The organism is Brevibacterium renqingii, from assembly GCF_017808095.1.
Classification (GTDB): domain Bacteria; phylum Actinomycetota; class Actinomycetes; order Actinomycetales; family Brevibacteriaceae; genus Brevibacterium; species Brevibacterium renqingii.
Map to the genome: position 1 here is coordinate 70,104 of NZ_JADBHG010000004.1, position 19,310 is coordinate 89,413.

The 19,310-nt window shown below is 61.9% G+C and carries 12 protein-coding genes; 6 read left to right on the plus strand and 6 right to left on the minus strand.

Annotated features, from left to right (window positions below):
• Positions 1-179: 179 nt before the first annotated feature.
• Positions 180-1,808, plus strand: coding sequence for an APC family permease (locus tag IIE29_RS09405; RefSeq protein ID WP_209324996.1), 1,629 nt, complete (start codon positions 180-182; stop codon positions 1,806-1,808).
• Positions 1,809-2,427: 619 nt separating this feature from the next.
• Entirely contained in the window at positions 2,428-3,417 is a 990-nt protein-coding gene (locus IIE29_RS09410) for an NADPH:quinone reductase (RefSeq protein WP_216629694.1), read from the plus strand.
• A gap of 33 nt (positions 3,418-3,450) precedes the next feature.
• On the opposite strand, the gene IIE29_RS09415 is transcribed toward IIE29_RS09410, so the two are convergent.
• The 4 genes from IIE29_RS09415 to IIE29_RS09430 form a co-directional block, all read right to left on the minus strand.
• Positions 3,451-4,407 (minus strand): universal stress protein, encoded by a 957-nt coding sequence (locus IIE29_RS09415; RefSeq protein WP_209324997.1) that lies wholly within the window; start codon positions 4,405-4,407, stop codon positions 3,451-3,453.
• 15 nt (positions 4,408-4,422) lie between these two features.
• Positions 4,423-5,373 carry a universal stress protein gene (locus tag IIE29_RS09420; protein ID WP_209324998.1) on the minus strand — a complete coding sequence of 317 codons (951 nt, stop codon included), beginning with the start codon at positions 5,371-5,373 and terminating at the stop codon, positions 4,423-4,425.
• Positions 5,374-5,473: 100 nt separating this feature from the next.
• Positions 5,474-6,445 (minus strand): universal stress protein, encoded by a 972-nt coding sequence (locus IIE29_RS09425; protein ID WP_209324999.1) that lies wholly within the window; start codon positions 6,443-6,445, stop codon positions 5,474-5,476.
• A 96-nt stretch (positions 6,446-6,541) separates the two neighbouring features.
• Positions 6,542-8,530, minus strand: coding sequence for an acetoacetate--CoA ligase (locus IIE29_RS09430; protein WP_209325000.1), 1,989 nt, complete (start codon positions 8,528-8,530; stop codon positions 6,542-6,544).
• 290 nt (positions 8,531-8,820) lie between these two features.
• Here IIE29_RS09430 and IIE29_RS09435 point away from each other — a divergent pair, with 290 nt between their 5' ends.
• From IIE29_RS09435 to IIE29_RS09445, 3 genes are all read left to right on the plus strand, one after another.
• Positions 8,821-10,452: a stealth family protein gene (locus tag IIE29_RS09435; RefSeq protein ID WP_246475879.1), complete on the plus strand. Its 1,632-nt coding sequence runs from the start codon at positions 8,821-8,823 to the stop codon at positions 10,450-10,452.
• Entirely contained in the window at positions 10,449-13,061 is a 2,613-nt protein-coding gene (locus tag IIE29_RS09440) for a bifunctional glycosyltransferase/CDP-glycerol:glycerophosphate glycerophosphotransferase (protein ID WP_209325002.1), read from the plus strand. Before IIE29_RS09435 ends, IIE29_RS09440 begins: the two co-directional genes overlap by 4 nt.
• A 187-nt stretch (positions 13,062-13,248) precedes the next feature.
• The gene (locus IIE29_RS09445) at positions 13,249-14,496 is read left to right on the plus strand and encodes an MFS transporter (RefSeq protein WP_209325003.1); all 1,248 of its coding nucleotides are present in this window, start codon (positions 13,249-13,251) and stop codon (positions 14,494-14,496) included.
• Between the two features lie 23 nt (positions 14,497-14,519).
• Here the strand turns inward: IIE29_RS09445 and wecC are convergent, their stop codons facing one another.
• On the minus strand, positions 14,520-15,779 hold the full coding sequence (gene wecC / locus IIE29_RS09450) for a UDP-N-acetyl-D-mannosamine dehydrogenase (RefSeq protein WP_209325004.1): 1,260 nt from the start codon (positions 15,777-15,779) through the stop codon (positions 14,520-14,522).
• Between the two features lie 395 nt (positions 15,780-16,174).
• Here wecC and wecB point away from each other — a divergent pair, with 395 nt between their 5' ends.
• Positions 16,175-17,287: a non-hydrolyzing UDP-N-acetylglucosamine 2-epimerase gene (gene wecB, locus IIE29_RS09455; protein WP_209325191.1), complete on the plus strand. Its 1,113-nt coding sequence runs from the start codon at positions 16,175-16,177 to the stop codon at positions 17,285-17,287.
• Positions 17,288-17,307: 20 nt separating this feature from the next.
• On the opposite strand, the gene IIE29_RS09460 is transcribed toward wecB, so the two are convergent.
• Positions 17,308-19,200: a glycosyltransferase family protein gene (locus tag IIE29_RS09460; RefSeq protein ID WP_246475861.1), complete on the minus strand. Its 1,893-nt coding sequence runs from the start codon at positions 19,198-19,200 to the stop codon at positions 17,308-17,310.
• Between the last annotated feature and the right edge of the window lie 110 nt (positions 19,201-19,310).

Consider the following 19,310-nt stretch of genomic DNA (forward strand, 5'->3'; position numbering starts at 1 on the left):
CGCCACCAGGAATCCGACCGCATCGCCGCCCGAAGCCGCGACCTCGGCGGATGCGGCTCCGGAAGTGATTGACATAACAGGACTGCAGGAGAAGACTGACCGCGGAGATTCTGCCGTCACAATCCTGGGAGGCGAAGGTGCCCTCAAAAAATCCCCTGTCATCCGGCTCGCACACGAGCGTGACAGTCGTCCATGACAAAGGACTCAAACGCGATATCGGCAAGACCGGGCTGCTCTTCACCGGAGTCGGGTCGATCATCGGTTCCGGTTGGCTTTTCGGCGCCTTCGACGCCGCGAGCATGGCCGGCCCGGCCGCGATCCTGTCCTGGGCGCTCGGCGCGGTCCTCATCATCTTCGTGGCGCTGAACTACTCCGAACTCGGTGTCATGTTCCCCGTCGCCGGCGGTGTCGTGCGCTACCCGCACTATGCATTCGGTTCGTTCGCGAGCTACACCAGCGGGTGGATCACGTGGCTGTCGGCGGCGGGAACCGTCGGCATCGAGGTCCTCGCGGCCGTGCAGTACGCCTCGAGCTATATGCCGTGGCTGATGGAGTCGAAGGAAGGCGTCCTCGTCCTCACGGTGCCGGGTATCCTCGTGAGCATCGCGATGGTCGCGGTCTTCTGCGTCATCAACATGTTCGGGGTGAAGTTCTTCGCTCAGTTCAACAACGTGCTCGTGTGGTGGAAACTGCTCGTCATCGTCCTCGTGTTCGTCGGACTCGCGCTGCTGGCCTTCAACCCCGGTCACTTCCACATGCCCGAGTTCGGCGGATTCGCCCCCAACGGCATCGCACCGATCTTCGCGGCCCTGCCCGCGGCGGGCATCGTATTCTCCTACCTCGGATTCCGCCAGGGCGTGGAGTTCGCCGGCGAGACGAAGAACCCGCAGAAGAATGTGCCGTTCGCTGTCATCGGTTCGATCGTGCTCACCGGCATCATCTACATCCTCCTGCAGGTCGCGTTCATCGGCGCCATCCCCACCGACCTGCTCAAAGACGGCTGGGGCGGACTGTCGTTCTCGAACTCGGCCGGACCGTGGGCAGAGATCGCGATCATGCTCGGTGCGATGTGGCTGGCGATCATCCTCTACATCGATGCCGTCGTCTCCCCGGCCGACACCGGCCTGATCTTCACCGCGCTCACCCCGCGCCTGTCGTACTCGCAGGCCCGCGTGGGCAATGCCCCGAGTGCGATGACGAAGCTGAACAAGAAGGGCATCCCGTGGTTCGGCCTGGTGGTGACGTTCATCGTCGCCTGCTTCCTCTTCTTCCCGTTCCCGTCGTGGGCGAAGATGGTCGGGTTCATCACCTCCGGCACCGTCATCTCCTTCGGATCCGGCCCGGTCACGGTGGCGGCGCTGCGCCGTCAGCTGCCCGACCAGGAGCGTCCGTTCCGGCTGCCCGGCGGGGACACCCTGCCGTTCCTCGGATTCCTCGCCGCGAACCTCATCGTGTTCTGGACCGGCTGGGACACGAACTGGAAGCTGTTCCTGGCGATGGTGCTCGGCTACGTGGTCCTCGGTCTGCACTACGCCTTCAGCGACCGCAGCAAGATCCCGCCGCTGCAGTTCAAGTCCGGCTGGTGGATGGTCCTGTGGCTCGGCGGTCTGGCCGTGCTCAGCCTGCTGAGCAACTATGGCGAAGGTGCCATGGGCGTGCTCACGTTCGGATGGGGCGAGCTGATCTGCACGGTCTTCACCGCGATCGTCTTCTACGTCGGCATCAAGACCCGCCTGAAGTCGGAGGAAGTCATCACCAACGTCGAGAACACCAAGGAGACCCGCGCCGAACACATCGACGGGGAGTGATTCGTCGTCCGAGCCAGACGGGCCGCCGCGTCAGATCTCACTGACGCTGCGGCCCTCGTCCTAAGGTTGCCTCGTCTCGACCCCGACGCGTTCCGCGTCTGCGAACGGGGCCGATACATTTCGGCCAGCCGATCATTGGTGTTTTTCTCTACGCTGCCAAGTGAGTTGAAGCGCATGGTGACGCGAGCAGTCTGTCTGAGTCATGTGGGGTGATTGACGGTGTTCGGCCGGGAGCCCAAGATGAAATCAAGTCGCCGCTCGGTGGCTTGCGCCAGTTGAGACCGGAGGGGTTTTACTTCGGGGCATGATTCGAGGAGGTCGGTGATGGGGAAGAAAAAGAGGCAGTTCCGGACACCGTGGAGCATCCTGACGATCGGAACACGGGGGAAGACAAGGAAAAGACGGAAGCCGGGGAAGCTGTCTCTGACCAGGCGGAGGACGAGCAGTTCGAAGAGTGTTCCGAGACGGGGTCGTTTGAAGAATTGGCTCACGCGATAGTCCGCAGCCGTTCTGCAGGGGGTTCAATCGTGTCACCGTCCGCTTGACGATGAATTATGGAACTGACACACATGAAGAGCTTCACGAGGTGAACGATTCATTCGCTGAGGAGATGAGACCGGTGGACGTACCGGATCGGATGACAGCCGCTTACATCGAGGCCACCGGAGGGGTCAAGAACATTCGGATCGGCGAGCTGCCCGTCCCCGAACCGGGCGCGACCGAGGTGCTCGTGCGGATGGAGGCCAGCGAGGTCAACCACGTCGACCTCTTCGTCCGCTCCGGCGCATTCCCCACACCGATGCCGTTCCCCTTCGTCATCGGCCGGGACCTCGTGGGCACCGTCGTCGCCGTCGGCGAAGCGGTCGAGGCATTCAGCCCGGGTGATCGAGTGTGGTCCAACAGCCTCGGCCACGGCGGTCGCCAGGGCGCGTTCGCCGAATACGTCACCGCCCCGGCCGCACGGGCGTACCCGCTTCCCGAGGGCATCGACCCCGCCGAGGCGGCCCCGGTCCTCCACGCGGCCGGAACCGCCTACATCGGGCTCGTGCGCGAGGCACGGCTGCGCCCGGGCGAGACCATCGTGGTCAGATCGGCCAGCGGGGCCGTGGGCACCGCGATCGTCCAACTCGCCGCGGCCATGGGCGCCCACGTCATCGCCGGTGCCTCGACCGGCGACGAACAATGGGTCGCCGACTGCGGTGCCGCGGACGTCCTCGCGAAGCATACCGATGACTTCTGCGAACGGGTCGAGCACGCCGCCCCACACGGCGTCGACGTGTGGTGGGACCCCAGCGGCGATGACGACTTCGACCGGTCCGTTCCCCTGCTCGCTCACGGCGCCCGCATCATCGCGATGGCAGGGATGCAGGCCACGCCGAGACTGCCGCTGGGCCAGCTCTACACGCGCGATGCCAGCGTGCTCGGCTTCGCGATCAGCAATGCCTCGGCCGCCGACCTCGCCGAGGCGGCCCAGGCGATCAACCAGATGCTGGCGACCGGGCGCCTGCGCGGTCGCACCGGTGCGACCTTCCACCTCGCCGAGGCGGCCGAAGCCCACCGGGCCCTCGAAGACGGGGGAGTGCGGGGCCGGATCCTCATCCTGCCCTGACCGGGACGAGCAGAGACGGCGAAGCGGTGGGAGCTATCGCCCGGCCTTCCCGGTCGGCACCACCATGACAGGTCCTCGCGCGCGATTGAGGACCTCGCGGCTGACGGAACCGAGCAGTGTGCTCTTCATCCCGCCACGACCGCGAGTGCCGACCACCGTCAGCTGCGCCGTGCGGGTCTTCGCCTCGAGGAGGTCGGCCGGATCGCCGAGCTCGACGTCGACGGAGATGTCGAGGCGCGCATGGCGTCGACGCAGCCAGGTGATCTCCTTCTCGACCGATGCCTGCAAGTTGCTCCGGCGAAGCTCGGTGATCGTGTCGAACTCTTCGAGGTCCGGGTACCAGTACTTCCACTCTCTCAGCAGCGGCAGCGCAGTCAGCACCCGCAGAGGGACCTCGAATTGCTTCGCCTGCTGTGCGGCGAGAAGCAGCACCATGCGGCTGCGCTCGGACAGGTCGATTCCAGCCACCACCGGCGCGGTGTCCCGATCGTGTGTGAAGAACTCGCCGTCCGGCCCGTCTCCCGGTTGGTAGTCCTGCGGGATGACCACGGTGGGGCACTGCGCATGGGCGGGAAGGGCCGCGGCGACCGAACCGAGAAGCTGTCCGATGAAGCCGCCGCGACCATGGGCGCCGACGACGACCGTCTGCGCACGAGCACTGAGTTCGGCGAGCACTCCGGTCGGGCTGCCCTCTGCCGAAGAGAACGTCGCTTCTCCCGGGTAATCGCGCAGATACTCCCGAGCGTCATCGAGGAGCTTCTCGGCACGATCTCGTTCGGCTCGGGCTTCGGCCGTGACCAGAATCGCCGGCTCACCGGTGTACATCATGGGAGGGAGCCGGTAGACGGTGGCGACCGTGAGGGCCGCCCCGCTGCTCAGTGCTTCTGCGGCGGCGAAATGCAGTGCGGACCGGGCATGATCCGAACCGTCGAAGCCCACCAGCACGCCGAAGTCGCGATCGGCGGAATCGAAGGCAATTGTGTCGTTCATGACCAGAGCCTCAGGCTATGACTGGCGGGGAACGATCATCACCGGACCCTGAGCGCCGTTGAGCACACCGCGAGAGACGGAACCGAGCAGCGCGCTTCGCACCGCACCGCGGCCTCTGGTGCCGACCACGGTCAGCTGCGCCGTCGCACTCCAGTCACTGATGACGTCCACGGCGTCGCCGATCACGACATCGATGGAGATGTCCAGGTTCGAGTGATCGTCGTACATCCATGAGTGGTTCTCGCGGATCGTCTTCTCAAGTTCACTCTGACGACTCTGGCTCGACTTGTTCTGGAGTTGGACGTCGGGATACCAGTACAGCCATTCCTCCGCCAGCGGCATGACCATGAGGATCTTCAGCGGCGCGGCCTTCTCCTCTGCCACTTGTGCCGCCTGCTTGAGGACCTCGTCGCTCTGCACTGAGCCATCGATCGCGGCGACGATCGGGCCGCTCTGCTTCTGCTCGGCACCGGTCTCGTTCTTCGCAGTCGCCTCGGCGGAGGCGGTCCCGGGAAACACGATCGTGGGGCAGTGGGTGTGAGCCGGAAGCGCCGCGGCGACCGAACCGAGAAGCTGCCCGATGAAGCCGCCGCGTCCGCGAGCACCGACGACCACCAGCTGGGCCTGCTTGGAGAGTTCGGCAAGGGTGCCGGTGGGATTGCCCTCGGCGGCGGCGAGGATGACCTCGCCAGAGTGGTCTTTGAGTTGTTCCTGGGCCACCTCGAGTGTGGCTTCGGCGGCCTTCCGTCGGGCGCGATCTTCCGGCTCCGAAGGCAGAGACGCCATATTGGGATAGATCGGGACAGGGACCGTGTAGGCGGTGACGACAGTGAGAGTCGTCTTCCGGCGAAGTGCTTCGCTCGCGCCGAACTGCAGAGCCGATTCGGCGTGGTCTGAGCCGTCGAAGCCGACCAGGACTCCGAGATCACGGGTGCTCAATTCAGCGGCTGTTACATCCTCGTACATCGTGAACCTCCTGCCGGGGTTTCTCAGATCCCGAGCGACGGCGACAACCCCGAAAGCGAAAGCACCGTCGTCCGATTCCACTATATCAATGTTTTCTACATTATGTAGAATTCCTTGCGTCCATATCGCTGGTGCTGTTGGGAACGATCAGAACGGGCGATCTCGCCTGGTTGAGCACACTCCGACTGACTGACCCGAGGAGCAGGCTGGCGACACCTCCGCGACCGCGGGTGCCCAGCACGACGAGTGCTGCCGTGCGTGCCGCGTCAGTCAGCGCGACCGCTGCCGAACCTTCCGGCAGCTCGAAGCGTACCCTCAGCCCTCGGTGACGTTCCTTGACGGCCTCAGCCAACTCTTCGAGATGGTGTGCGTATGCGTGAGACGTCGCGGCACGGTCACCTCCACCACGCGCACTCGACGCTTCAGTGGGGACGGCTGAGACGAAAGCGAGTCGACGCCCGCTCAGCTCGGCGGCACGTGCGGCGACCTCGGCGACCGGCAGAGCAGAGGAATCCAGGTCGATTCCGGCGACGACCTCATCCTCGTAATTCGACCGAACCTGTTGAGACTCCGAAGACGATTCAGGAGAGTTCTCCCGCGTCAGTGCTTCTTCGTCGACATCTGTGTCCGGGAACGGCACCACCAGCACGGGGCAATGCGAATGTGCAACGAGCGCGCCCGAGACGGTGCCCAGCAGTCGGCTCGCCAGCCGGTTGCGTCCGCGTTTGCCGACGACCGCCAGCCGCGAGTAGCGACTGGCTTCGGCGAGCACTTCTGCCGCGTCTCCCTCGATGGCCTGCGCAGAGGCCTCGACGCCCGCGCTCCGAGCCTCCGCGGCAAAGTCTTCGAGCATCCCCTGCGTCGCATGCCCGATGCTGCGATGGCGCTCGTCGGAGATCGTCGGAGCGTGACGCCGGGGAATCACCGGGACGCTGTAAGCACCCACCACCCGAAGCGAACAGCCGTGCTCTTCGGCGATGGAGACGGCGGTCGTGAACGCCTGCCGGCTGTTGTCCGAGCCGTCCACTCCGACCAATATATCCGCCGGTGGGAGGGTGAAGAGAGCAGTCATGGCCTCACCGTACGCGAAGTGCCCGATTCTTGGGAGGGCCACCTCGCCGGGGCGGCGCCCCGCCCGGGCAACCCCGCGTCCCGTTCACGCCGGGATTCAGTCGGCGGAGTCCTTCTCCTCGGCGAACCGAGTGAAGTAAGTCAGCGTCTCGAACACGTCGACGGCGTCGGGGTTGGCCACCCGTTCGAGGGGGTGGCCCTGAATGAGCCGCTTGACGGGAACCTCGAGCTTCTTGCCCGTGCGGGTGTGGGGCACCGCCGGCACGTCGATGATGTCATCGGGCACATGTCGCGGGGAGGCCTTCGTGCGCAGCTCCTCCCTGATCTTCTCGCGCAGCCGGTCGTCGAGTTCGACGCCTTCGGCCAGGACGACGAACAGCGGCATCCAGTATCCGCCGTCGGGCTGTTCGGCGCCGATGACCAGGGATTCGGTGACCTCGGAAATGCCGTCGACGACGTCGTAGATGTCGGCGCTGCCCAGGCGCACGCCGTGTCTGTTGAGCGTGGCGTCCGAGCGTCCCGAGATGATGACGCTGCCGCGGTCGGTGATCGTGATCCAATCGCCGTGGCGCCACACTCCGGGGAACATCGAGAAGTAGGTGTCGCGGTAGCGCTCACCGTCCGGATCGTTCCAGAACTTCACCGGCATCGACGGCATCGGTGCGGTGATCACCATCTCCCCGACCTCGCCGATGAGAGGCTCGCCCGCATCGCCCCAGGACTCCAAGGCCACACCCAGGACCGGGGCCGACAGTTCTCCTGCCCACACCTCGAGGTTCGCAGCCGAGCCGGCGAAGCCGCTGACGACGTCCGTGCCTCCGCTCGTCGAGGCCAGCTGAACGCGCTCGCCGACGGCGTCGCGGACCCAGGCGAAGCAGTGGGCGGGCACGGGCGCGCCGGTGGCGCCGATCGTCCGCAGGGCCGACAGGTCGAGCTCCTCGCCGGGTTTCAGCCCGGCCTTCATTCCCGCGAGGAAGATCCCCGGGCTCACCCCGAGGACGTTCACCTCGTTCTCCGCGGCGATCTCCCACAGCCGGCGTGGGCCGGGGTAGAGGGGGCTGCCGTCGAAGCAGACGGTGGTCGCGCCTGCCAACAGCGCCGAGGCGACCAGGTTCCACATCATCCAGTTCGTATTCGTGTACCAGAAGAAGCGGTCGCCCGGGCGAAGGTCGAGGTGCAGTCCGAACAGACGCAGATGGTCGATGACGACACCGCCGTGGCTGTGCACGATGCCCTTGGGGATTCCCGTGGTGCCGGAGGAGTAGAGCACCCACAGCGGAGTGTCGAAATCGACCCGGACGAACTCCGGCGGTGTATCGCCAGAGGCGATGGCGTCCCACGCGACGAGATCAGTGATCTGATCCTGATCGCCCCATGACCCCGCACCGAGGTTGTCGATGCCGACGACTGCCCGCAGCGTAGGGATGCGCGCGGCGAGGTCGGCTACCTGGTCGCGGCGGTCGAAGGCAGCGCCGTTCCAGAAGTAGCCGTCGGCGGCGAAGAGCACTGTCGGTTCGAGCTGTCCGAGCTTGGCCGCTGCGCCTTCGGCCGCATAGTCCTGGGCACAGGCCGACCAGATGGCGCCGATCGAGGCGGAGGCGAGGAAGGCCACGAGCGTGTGGTGGGTGTTCGGCAGGTAGCCGACGACCCGGTCGCCCTGCTCGACTCCGCGCTCGCGCAGCCATGCGGCCACCGATCCGACCTGACGTCGCAGCTCCCGCCACGTGACCTCGATACGGTCGCCGCCTTCGGTGACGGTGATGATCGCCGGCTCGTCGACCAGCTGTTCGTCGAGTGCGGCGCGCAGGGCATGTTCGGCGTAGTTGACGTGAGTTCCCGGGAACCAATCGGCGCCCGGCATGGACCTGTTCGCCAGCACCTCGGTGTAAGGCTCGTCGGAGACGACGTCGAAGAAATTCCAGACCGCACCCCAGAACCCGTCGAGATCGCTCACCGACCAGCGCCACAGATCGTCGTAGCTGACCATGTCGCGGCCCGTGCGCTGGTTCGCGAATTCGGTGAATTCAAGGATCTGCGGGCGGGGAGTCTGGTCGGGGTACGGACGCCAGATCGGTTCAGCGGTCAATTCTTCTCCTCAGCTCAGCACCTCAGTGGGCAGCAGTGGTCGAAAGCCTCGAGCACAGGAACGAGCGAGGCTCCTCATGCAGGTGAGACGGTGACTCAACTTTATCCCTACCGACGGCTCATACGGCACCTGAACCGAGGGGCATCCGTCAGCGTCGTGCCTGGTGGCGTGAACTTTGCTGTGATTTTCCGACACGACCGCAGTGAATTGCCTATGAATGTAGTTGAACTATGTAGGATCGTTTGGGCATTTCGGAAGAATGCAGCGTCAAGTGGAGGAACAGAACAGTGATGCGGCTCGGGGAACGGCTTCGGCGTTGGGGTGCTGAACAGGCTTCGACGAAGCAGAAGGTCACCGTTTCCAAACTTCGACACCGCGAGTACAGGTGGCAGCGGCCGTTCCAGGAACGTCAGGTGAAAGCAGGGCTGGCGCCTGAACGCGGCTACGATGCTCGAGCCGTGGCTGAGGACAATCTTTCGGTCGTGACGAGTGCGCTGAGCTCTGCTGGAGTCGAGTTCGTGGTGCTACCCCGCCCGAACGAGTTCAATCCGATCGTCGTCATCGCTGAAACCGAAACACCACAAGCCATTGATGCCCTGTTGCAGCTGGACGCACACGAAGGTTGGGACTCGCACGCAACCGGTTTCTCGGGGCGGCGGGGGCTGCTGTCGAAATTCTCCTCGAAGCCTGAAGACGTAAGCAGGATCCGTTGTCGGCGCCGTCTGAAGGCGCGGAACGGCAAGCTCATGAATACGCGCTTCGAGGATGTCATCATCGAGACCTGGGCGGTATTGGGCTCGGAGGTGGAACGGGTCGACGGCGATATGCACGCCGCGGGGACTCTGCACCGCCGCATTGCGCAACGAGGAGTCCCCGTCGAATATCTGACTCCGGAGAAGTGGCAGAAGACAGTTGCTGCGGGAGGGCAATTGACTCTGCCGTACCCCCACCTCTACGACGTCGTCGACCCTGTTGACATCGTCTACACCTGGGTCGACGGAGACGACCCAGACTGGCGGCAACGCAAGCGCGCCGTCGAGGCGGCACTCGAACATGGAACGGTGAACGAGACCGCCACGATTCCGTCGCGTTTCACCAGCAGAGATGAGCTCAAGTACTCATTGCGCTCGGTCGAAGCCTATGCCAGCTGGGTCAACCACATCTACATCGTCACAGATGGGCAAGTGCCGGCCTGGCTGAACACCGACCATCCGAAGATCACTGTCGTCGACCACCGCGAGATCTTCACCGACAACGCTGCCCTGCCGGTGTTCAACTCCCATGCGATTGAGTCGCAGCTTCATCACATCCCAGGCCTCAGCGAGAGATACGTCTATCTCAACGACGACATCTTCTTCCTGCGCCCCACCGACCCGTCGCTCTTCTTCACCGGCAATGGACACTCGAAGTTCTTCCCGTCGAAGGCCCCTCTCGATATCGATCCTCCGTCGGTCCGGGACCTGCCGGTCCTGTCAGCAGCGAAGCGCAATCGCGCGTTCCTGCAAGGCAAATTCGACAGAACAGTGACGAACAAGTTCAAGCACACTCCTCACCCCCAGCTGCGCTCGGTGCTCTCAACGATGGAGACAGAGCATTTCGACGAGTTCGCGAGAGTGGCACGGTCGACGTTCCGTCATCCTGACGATCTGTCGATCCCGTCTGCGCTCTACCATTTCTACGCGTACGCCATCGGACGCGCCATCCCTGGCAGCATTCGCTACGCCTATATGGATATCGCCCGCGAGGACGCCGAGCTGTACTTTCTGCGGCTCTCCAGACGGCGTGACCTCGATGTGCTCTGCCTCAACGACACGAACACCGCTGATGCTGATCAGGAAAAGCTCGATGAGATGATGCGAGATTTCCTCGAACACCAGTTGCCCATACCCAGCACTTTTGAGAAGAGGGCGGAAGACCAATGACCGATAAGAAGTTTGCGGTGGTCTCTGCCGTCTACAACGTTTCGCGCTATCTCGACGACTTTCTGACTTCCCTCGACCATCAGACGCTTGACCACTCCCTCATCGAGATCATCCTTGTCGATGACGGCTCGACTGATGACTCGCTCGACCGGCTGAAAGAATGGGCCGCTACGACGGACTTCGCCGTAACAGTCCTGACCAAGACCAACGGAGGTCAGGCATCCGCCCGAAATCTCGGCCTCGGCGCAGTCACCGCTGAATGGGTGACGTTCACCGACCCGGACGACACGTTGGCGGAGGACTACTTTGAGGCTGTCGAAGCGTCCTTAGGTTCTCACCGCAACGCTGAGATGGTGATCTGCCACCTGTTCGATCACTTTGAAGCGACGGGCGAAGTGAAGGACTCACATCCGCTGCGGCATCGGTTCCGTGGAGGCGACCAACTTGTCGATATCGATCGCTTCCCCGAATATGTCCACTTGCATGCTTCTTCCGCCTTCTTCCGAACAGCAAAGGTGAACGGTCTCGGTCTTCGATTCGACGAGAGGATACGACCCACTTTCGAAGACGGCCATTTCGTGCAGAAGTATCTTTTGGCGCTGCCGAAGAGGCTGGTCTCGGTGGTCGATTCGGCGAAGTATTTCTATCGTCGGCGGGCCGATAAATCCTCAACTCTTCAAACCAGCGCGACCGACCCTGGCAAGTACACGACCGTTCTAGAACTCGGATGCCTCCAGCTCCTCGAACAGGCGGCACCCGAGGTCCCTTTGTGGTTGCAGTACGTCATCATCTATGAGCTGACGTGGACCTTGCGTGCAGAAGAGGCAATGTATTCGGCAACGTCGAGCATAGAGTCGACTGCCGCTGCCCGGTTCCACGAGCTCGTCAGCCGGATCAGAGGACATCTCTCGTCAGAAGCAATCGAATCGTTCCCTCTGATCAAACGATCCACGACCCAATTCGAGGCACTGGCGCACGGCTACGTGCAAGAGAACTGGCGGTGGCAGTCTGTGGTGGTAGACAGTCTGGATGAAGATCGTCGCCTCGTCGAACTGCGTTATCACTACACGGGAACTATGCCACGCGAAGAGATTCGCTTCAGAGGCAAACCTATTGAACCCTTGGCCGCGAAGACTAGAGATTTCACTTATCTGCGCGAGGCACTGGTTCACGAGCGAATCCTCTGGGTGTCCGCAGATGGGACTGTCGAGATTCTTCTCGATGGGAAGCGAGTTCCGGTGACATTCGGTTGGCCGAAACCCCGCCGGTTCTCGGTTCGACCGGCTAAGGTTCAAGCACAACGGGGCGCAAAGCGAAAACAGAATCCAAAGACGAGGCGTTTTGCGCCGAAGAAGCGTCGTTCAAAGGTCACCGCGGAGGACTCTTTCGTGTCGTCGATGGCTCGGTCGGCACCAATACGTCGAATGTTCGCGGATGCATGGGTGCTGATGGATCGTGACGTGAATGCAAATGACAACGCTGAACATCTGTTTCGCTACCTGCGCAAGCGACGGCGCGATATCAACGCGTGGTTCGTGGTCGAGAAAGACTCGTCTGATTGGGACCGTCTGCGCGCCGAGGGGTACAAGCGGCTGATCCCCTATGGTTCGCGACTGTGGAAGGCGCTCTGCCTGAATGCGCGCTTTATCGTCTCGTCACATGCCGATGCCTATGTTTCTTCTCCTTTTATTCTGTCGAATGGGGAGAAGCCGAAATGGAAATTCGTCTTCCTCCAACACGGCGTCACCAAAGACAACATTTCACGCTGGCTGAACGGCAAGAAGCTTGCGGGGATGGTGACGTCTACGGTTGAGGAATTTGCTTCGATCGCAGGCGACCATTCACCGTACAAACTCAGCGCCAAAGAAGTCTCACTCACCGGAATGCCACGCCACGATGTGCTGGCGAAGAAAGCCTCTGCTTATACGCTCGAAGAGCGGTCGATTATCACAGTCATGCCGACTTGGCGCCAATTTCTGGTCGGCGACACAATCGGCCGCGGCAATCGGCGGCACCTCAACCGCGAGTTCTTCGAATCAGAGTTCCTGCATCGTTGGATGAACGTTCTTGAGTCTCCCGAACTTCAAAAGATGGCGAAAGCGCACGAGTGCAGGATCATGTTCATGCCACACCCGAATCTCGAGGACTACTTGCCCGAACTGACTCTGCCCGACCACATCGAGGTCCGTTCCTACTCGGAGATCAATGTCCAGGATGTGATTGCTCAATCGGCTGTTGTGGTCACTGATTACTCTTCGATCGCCTTCGACGCAGCAATTGTGCATCGACCTGTTGTCTACTATCAGTTCGACCGAGACAGGGTTTTCGGCGGAGACCATCTGACAAAGCCCGGATACTTCTCGTACGTCGAAGACGGATTCGGACCGGTCGCGCTCGAACACGACCATGTGCTGGAAGCTCTGCGTACGACTCTAGAACATGGCAAAGAACCAGCACCGGAATACATGCGAAGGATCGAACGAACCTTCGTCGCACCCGGCCACGCGTGCAGCCGTGTTACCGAGATGATCGAAGAACTCGACCGTCCGGTGAAGATCGGCGATCACCGCCCTACCCCGGAAGCTCCAGAGATCCAATACAGCAATTGAGCCTCTGGGCGTCTTTCTTCAGCCCGAACGATTGCGGTGACGAGGGCATCGTCTTTCCTTGATCCGGTCGGCGTTTGCACGAGGCACCGGTCCCGGCCACGACCCCTGTTGTGATCATGCGCGCGGGTCTAGCGTGGAAAACGCGAACCCGTTCCGGCACTGGCGTCTCAGGAAGGAAGTGGCACCCATGACTGGGGAACACACAGCATCGGCTGGATCACGTGATCGCACCCCGTGGACCGCACCGCAGCGACGGGCCCTGTTCGCCGGTGTCGGCAGCTGGACTCTGGACGGTCTCGACTACTTCATCCTCGTCTTCGTCCTCACCGATGTTGCGCACGGGCTGAAATCCACGGTGACGACCGCCTCGCTGGCCATCACACTCACCCTGCTGCTCCGGCCCATCGGCGCGATCATCTTCGGCGCGTTGGCGGAAAAGTTCGGACGCAAGCACATCCTCGCGCTCAACGTCGTGCTGTATTCGCTCATCGAGGTCATCAGTGCCCTGTCGCCGACGATGGCCTTCTTCCTTGTCACCCGCATCTTCTACGGCATCATGATGGGCGGAATCTGGGGCGTGGCTTCGGCGCTGACGATGGAGACGGTGCCGAATCGGTCCCGCGGGTGGGTCTCCGGCATCTTCCAGGCGGGCTACCCCATCGGATACCTCATCGCAGCAATCCTCTACGGGCTCCTTGGCGAAGTTATCGGCTGGAGGGGCCTGTTCGCGCTCGGAGGTCTGCCGATCCTCCTAGCCGTCTACATGTGGATCTTCGTCAAGGAATCCCCAGTGTGGCTGGAGCGCGGCACTTCGAAGGAGTCGAAGCCCCGCTATCTGGAGACCTTCAAGCAGTCGTGGAAGGTCATCGTCTTCGCCATCGTGCTCATGGCGGCGTTCAACTTCTTCTCCCACGGCACACAGGACATGTACCCGACGTTCCTCAAGGAGCAGCACGGATTCGGCAACGGAGTGGAATCCCTTATTGCGATCTTCTACAACATCGCTGCGATCCTCGGAGGGATTCTGGCGGGCACACTGTCGCAGAAGTTCGGCAGGCGGTGGGTCATGATCGTCATGGCGCTCCTCGTCCTCCCTGCGATTCCCCTGTGGGCTTACAGCCACAGTGCCGTCATGCTCGGCCTCGGAGCGTTCCTCGTCCAGTTCATGGTCCAAGGCGCATGGGGTGTAATTCCGGCCTATCTCAACGAGCTCATGCCTATGGGTGCTCGTGCCATGCTGACAGGTTTTGTCTACCAGGTGGGCAACGTCATCGCCTCCCCGAATTCGACCCTGCAGGCCAGCTGGGCTGAGCATCTGGGCGGCAACTTCTCCCTGCCGATGTCCGTCATCGCCGCCAGCGTGGCCGTCATCATCGCCGTCCTCGTCTTCTTCGGAAAGGAGACGAGGGACAAGAGCATTGAAGGCGATGGATAGGGCCTGCCGTCACTTCCGGCTGTTCAGCCCCACACCCCGCGCGTATCGTGGACGATCTTCTGCGTGAGCAGGGTCCGATCGAGGCGCGTGAACTCGGTGTGGTCGACCAGCAGGAGAACGATGTCGGCCGCTCGTACGGCCTCATTCACCTCGGTGAGAGTGACATTGCCCCGAGCCTCGAGCTCTTCGGGCAGTTCGTCGATATTCGGTTCGACAGCCATAATGGTCGCCTGGGGGAGTTCGTCGGCGAGCTGGCCGACGATCTTGCGGGCCGGGCTCTCGCGCAGGTCATCGATGTTCGGCTTGAACGCGAGTCCGAGGGCGGCGATCTGCACGTCCTGGATGCGCCGAGCCTGGGGGAGGAGCTTGTCGAGCACGTAGCCGGGCTTAGCGTCGTTGACCTCACGAGCGGTTCTGATCAGTGAGGATTGCTCAGGGGCAGTGGAGACGATGAACCACGGATCGACGGCGATGCAGTGTCCGCCGACGCCGGGCCCCGGCTGCAGGATGTTCACGCGCGGGTGATGATTGGCGAGCTTGATGAGCTCCCAGACGTTGATGTCGAGCCCGTCGGAGATCATCGACAGTTCGTTGGCGAAGGCGATGTTGACGTCGCGATAGGCGTTCTCGGTCAGCTTCGCCATCTCAGCGGTGCGGGCATCGGTCATGAGGAACTCGCCCTCACAGAACAGCTCGTAGAGGTCGCGCGCCCGCTCACCGGCGTTGCCGTTGAGGGTGCCGACGATGCGGTCGTTCGTGCGCAGCTCGATCATGATCCGACCGGGCAGGACTCGTTCGGGGCAGTGCGCGAAGTAAATCGTCTGTGCGCTGCCGGGCTTGAGCGTGAGATCCGGGCGAGCGTTGATGATCGTCTCGGCGAGGAACTCCGTGGCTCCGGGAGGTGAAGTAGATTCGAGAATAATCAGCTCATTGCCTTCGAGCAACGGCGCGATCTGCTTGCCTGCGGTCTCGATATAGGACAGATCCGGTTCGTGCCCGTCCTTGAATGGGGTGGGCACCGCGACGATGTAGTTATCGGCGTGCGGCGTCTCCGTGGTGGCGCGGAGGTAGCCCTGCGAGACGACTCCGGCCACTGTCGTCGCCATGTCCGGTTCGACGAAGGGAACCTGGCCGGCGTTGATCGTGGCCACTGCATCGGCATTGACATCGACCCCGATCACGTCCGCTCCGGAACTGGCCAGAACCGCCGCGGTCGGCAATCCGATGTAGCCGAGGCCGATAACTGCGACTGACGGTCGGTCGTTCTCGGAAGTCGGGTTCATAAAATATCTCTCCAAGTTTCTAGGCTCCGGTCAACGACCGCGGCGCGGCAAGGTAGCATCTGCGCGGCTCAGACGCCGACCGACGTGGCGCACAGCAGAAGTAATGCTAATAAAAAAACTCACATCCATGAAATAGTAGCCGTTTACAGCATAGCTCCTGAGGACTCGACAGTAGCTGAGTTAAGTTTCGATAAATATTTGCGCTCGCGATACTCTCAGCGCGAACTGCCCGCGAAAATCTGGTCTAATTGCTTGAAAATCGAACTTTTATACTCGCTGTCGGCGGGCCCGGCCATGAAGCCTCGGTCGGGCCGTTTTTTTGCGTCGCGAACACAGCTTCAGAACACGAAGGAGCAGCTTTGAACGCTGACAATTCGGGCATCTGCCCCAAAGTGATGGTCATTTACGGTACTCGTCCTGAAGCCATCAAGGTGGCACCCGTGGTCAAGGCGCTCGAAGCTGCCCCGAATCTCACCCCGATTGTCGTTGTCACGGCCCAGCACCGTGAAATGCTCGACCAGGTCAATGCGGTCTTCGATATCGTTCCCGATGTAGACCTCAACCTCATGGCACACGGGCAGACGCTCAATTCCATTGCTGGCAGTGTCATCACGAAGATCGACACCGTCCTCGAAGAGCACAGGCCTGACGCGGTCGTCGTGCAGGGTGACACGACGACAGTCATGGGAGCCGCGATTGCGGCCTTCAACCGCGAGATCCCGGTGGTGCACTTGGAGGCGGGACTTCGCAGCGGTGACATCAACTCGCCATTCCCCGAAGAGGCGAATCGCAAGATCGTCTCGCAGATCGCTCGCGTGCATCTGGCACCGACGATGGTCTCTCGCCGCAACCTGCTGGCAGACGGCGTCGCGGATGAGGACATTCATGTCATCGGCAACACTGTGATCGATGCCTTGCATTGGGCGGTTGCGCGGCCCGTGGAGTTCAATGTACCTGAGCTTCAGAAGCTGACTCACGACGAGCGCAAGGTTCTGCTGGTGACCACGCATCGTCGCGAGAATCTCGGCGATAACATGGTGAGTATTGGGAAGGCCATGCGCCAGTTGGCGGTGACCTATCCGGATCTGCTCATTGTGTGGCCGGCTCATAAGAACCCAAAGGTTCGTGCATCGATCGGACCTCACATCGGTGACCTCGATAACGTTCTTTCGATCGAACCTGTCGAATATGGGGAGTTCTCGCATCTGATCAACGCATCTGACATTGTGCTCACTGATTCCGGCGGCATCCAGGAAGAAGCGCCGAGCCTCGGCAAGCCCGTGTTGGTGCTCCGCGAGAACACCGAGCGCCCCGAGGCGGTTGATGCAGGAACGGTCAAGCTCATTGGCACAGCTGCTGAACGTATCGTCTCCGAAGTCTCAGCACTGCTCGACGATTCGAAGACGTACCGAGACATGGCGAACGCCGTCAATCCTTACGGTGACGGACATTCAGCTGGTCGCAGCGTGGCAATTCTCAGGCAGTTGGTCTCCCCGTCGCAGGGCTGAATCTTTCGTCGTGCTCTCAGTCAGAAGCAGTAGTGCTCGGGGGCGTACCCAAACGAATGGACATCACTGTTGGCGAGTAGCAGATCGTCGTCAACCGACCAAGTATGCGAATGGTTCCCCCGGACTTGAACGAAGTTGAAACGGTCGGCTGAATATATCCTAGCGCCCGCGTCGATGAGCCTTCGCTGCAGATCTGTGTCCTCGCCGAGCGTGAGCTCGGCAAAAGGGTGATCGCGCAGAGTATTGCGCCGCGCCATGAGTGTGGGACCCATGACGAGATCGGTGTATCGGTGCTCGCGTTCCGGGAACCGGCACATGACGATATTGCGTCCTCTGAGCAGAAGGTAGTGCGCCTGCTTGCCGATGAGATCAGCATGGGAATAGCGAAGCGCGGCGAGCTGGTCTGAGAGGTAATGTTCGCCGTAGATATCGTCATCGTCCATTTTGGCGATCACGTCTCCGCCAGCGGCCTCGATGCCGCGATTGAGGCATGCGCCCAGTGTGAGATCAGTGGATGCGGTAACAATTGTGAAGTTGTCGATCCCGAGGTTCTTAGCGCGCGTACGGAGGTCGGCGGCTGGATCGAATCCATGAGCGACCAGGACAAGTTCCCGGTTTTCATGCGCCTGTCGCGCGTGGGTGGAGAGTACATCGTCGAGGTGGTCTGGACGATTCGTGGAGACGACTGCCGAGACGGACTGGGGGAACGGCTGCTCATACTCGACGCCAAGCGAATCCATGACGGTCATCGCCCGATGCGTGTATGTGTGTTCCTTCCAGATTCTCCGCTGCGCCTTGTGCACGGCGCGCTCACGTAACTCCTTGCTGCGTACCAGTGCTCGTAGGGTCAATTCCGCATCCTCGCGTGTCTCGGGCTGCGGCACCTCGTCGGCCGGGAAGAACTCCTTCGTTGCCGCGTTCGGTGTGGTCACCACTGGAGTCCCTGCTGCCGTGATCTCGAAGATCCGTCGCGCACACATACTCGGCGAATCCACAACGGAGTTGACATTAAGGAACACCTTGAAGTTCTTATATGCGGTGAGCAGGTTCCGGTACGGAAGCGAGCCGATCACGTGCTGATCAAGTGGGCTGGGGAACTGATAACGCTCGTCTTGGCCGAAGAACCGGGAGAAGATCTCGAGACCGTGCTGCATCCGACCCGAAATATTCGAGGCGGCACCGAGGAGCATGTCCATCTGCTCCCGGCGCTCCGGGTACTTGTGGGCGAAGTACATGCCGGCGAAGGCGATATCCCGTGCGGCGACGTTCTTAGCAGGACGGGACGGGTTGTGAATGACGGGCTGAGCCGCGAACGGAAGGGCCGCGACATTGTCGTGGCCCACGACCGACTGGTAGTCGGGGATGAGTCGACTGTCGCTGGTGAAGACGGCGTCGGCGAGCTTCGCCAGCGGAAGGAAGTCGTCGAAATGTGGCGGGTCTTCCTTGTTCCAGAAGACGGTCGGAAGGCCCCGACGGCGGCACTCAGCAAGCAGGTCGACGATCTCGGCGCTGGGGCCGGAGCTCCCAGTCAGCTTGAACTTCCACTCGCCGTCATTGCCGTTCCACGCAGACTCAACGAAAACGAAATCGAGATCGGCGAGCTGGTTCGGCCATTCCGTTCGAGAGAGCGGGATGGTGGTCCACTCGAAGCCGAGGCTCTGCGCAGAGAACTCGTCGAGGATGGCTCCGACCCGAACGTCAGCGAACACCGGTGAATGCTGGGGAATTGGCATGGGCGGGAAAAGTTCTTCGAGGTCGTTATTTGCCAGACGACTGGTGGCTATCTCCGCGGCAGACTCCGAAACGCCCTGGGCGATGGCGCGGCGACGTCTCCACGTCGAGAGTTGGGTGGGCCCACCCTTGCGCAGATGCCACAGCGCGGTTCTGAGCGTGCGAAGCGGAGCGTCGACCAATTATTGTTCCTTTCGGCGGAAATTCGCGCGAGTCGAATGGTGTCGCCACGATTTCTGTATCAATCCTGTCAAAGTCAATAGTACAATCGGAGAGTTGAAATGCCCTGACT

Coding starts and splice junctions, on each gene's coding strand:
- IIE29_RS09415 (WP_209324997.1), bottom strand. CDS start 4,407: ATGAACGACACAATTGCCTTCGATTCCGCCGATCGCGACTTCGGCGTG.
- IIE29_RS09420 (WP_209324998.1), bottom strand. CDS start 5,373: ATGTACGAGGATGTAACAGCCGCTGAATTGAGCACCCGTGATCTCGGA.
- IIE29_RS09425 (WP_209324999.1), bottom strand. CDS start 6,445: ATGACTGCTCTCTTCACCCTCCCACCGGCGGATATATTGGTCGGAGTG.
- IIE29_RS09435 (WP_246475879.1), top strand. CDS start 8,821: ATGCGGCTCGGGGAACGGCTTCGGCGTTGGGGTGCTGAACAGGCTTCG.
- IIE29_RS09440 (WP_209325002.1), top strand. CDS start 10,449: ATGACCGATAAGAAGTTTGCGGTGGTCTCTGCCGTCTACAACGTTTCG.
- IIE29_RS09445 (WP_209325003.1), top strand. CDS start 13,249: ATGACTGGGGAACACACAGCATCGGCTGGATCACGTGATCGCACCCCG.
- wecC (WP_209325004.1), bottom strand. CDS start 15,779: ATGAACCCGACTTCCGAGAACGACCGACCGTCAGTCGCAGTTATCGGC.
- wecB (WP_209325191.1), top strand. CDS start 16,175: ATGGTCATTTACGGTACTCGTCCTGAAGCCATCAAGGTGGCACCCGTG.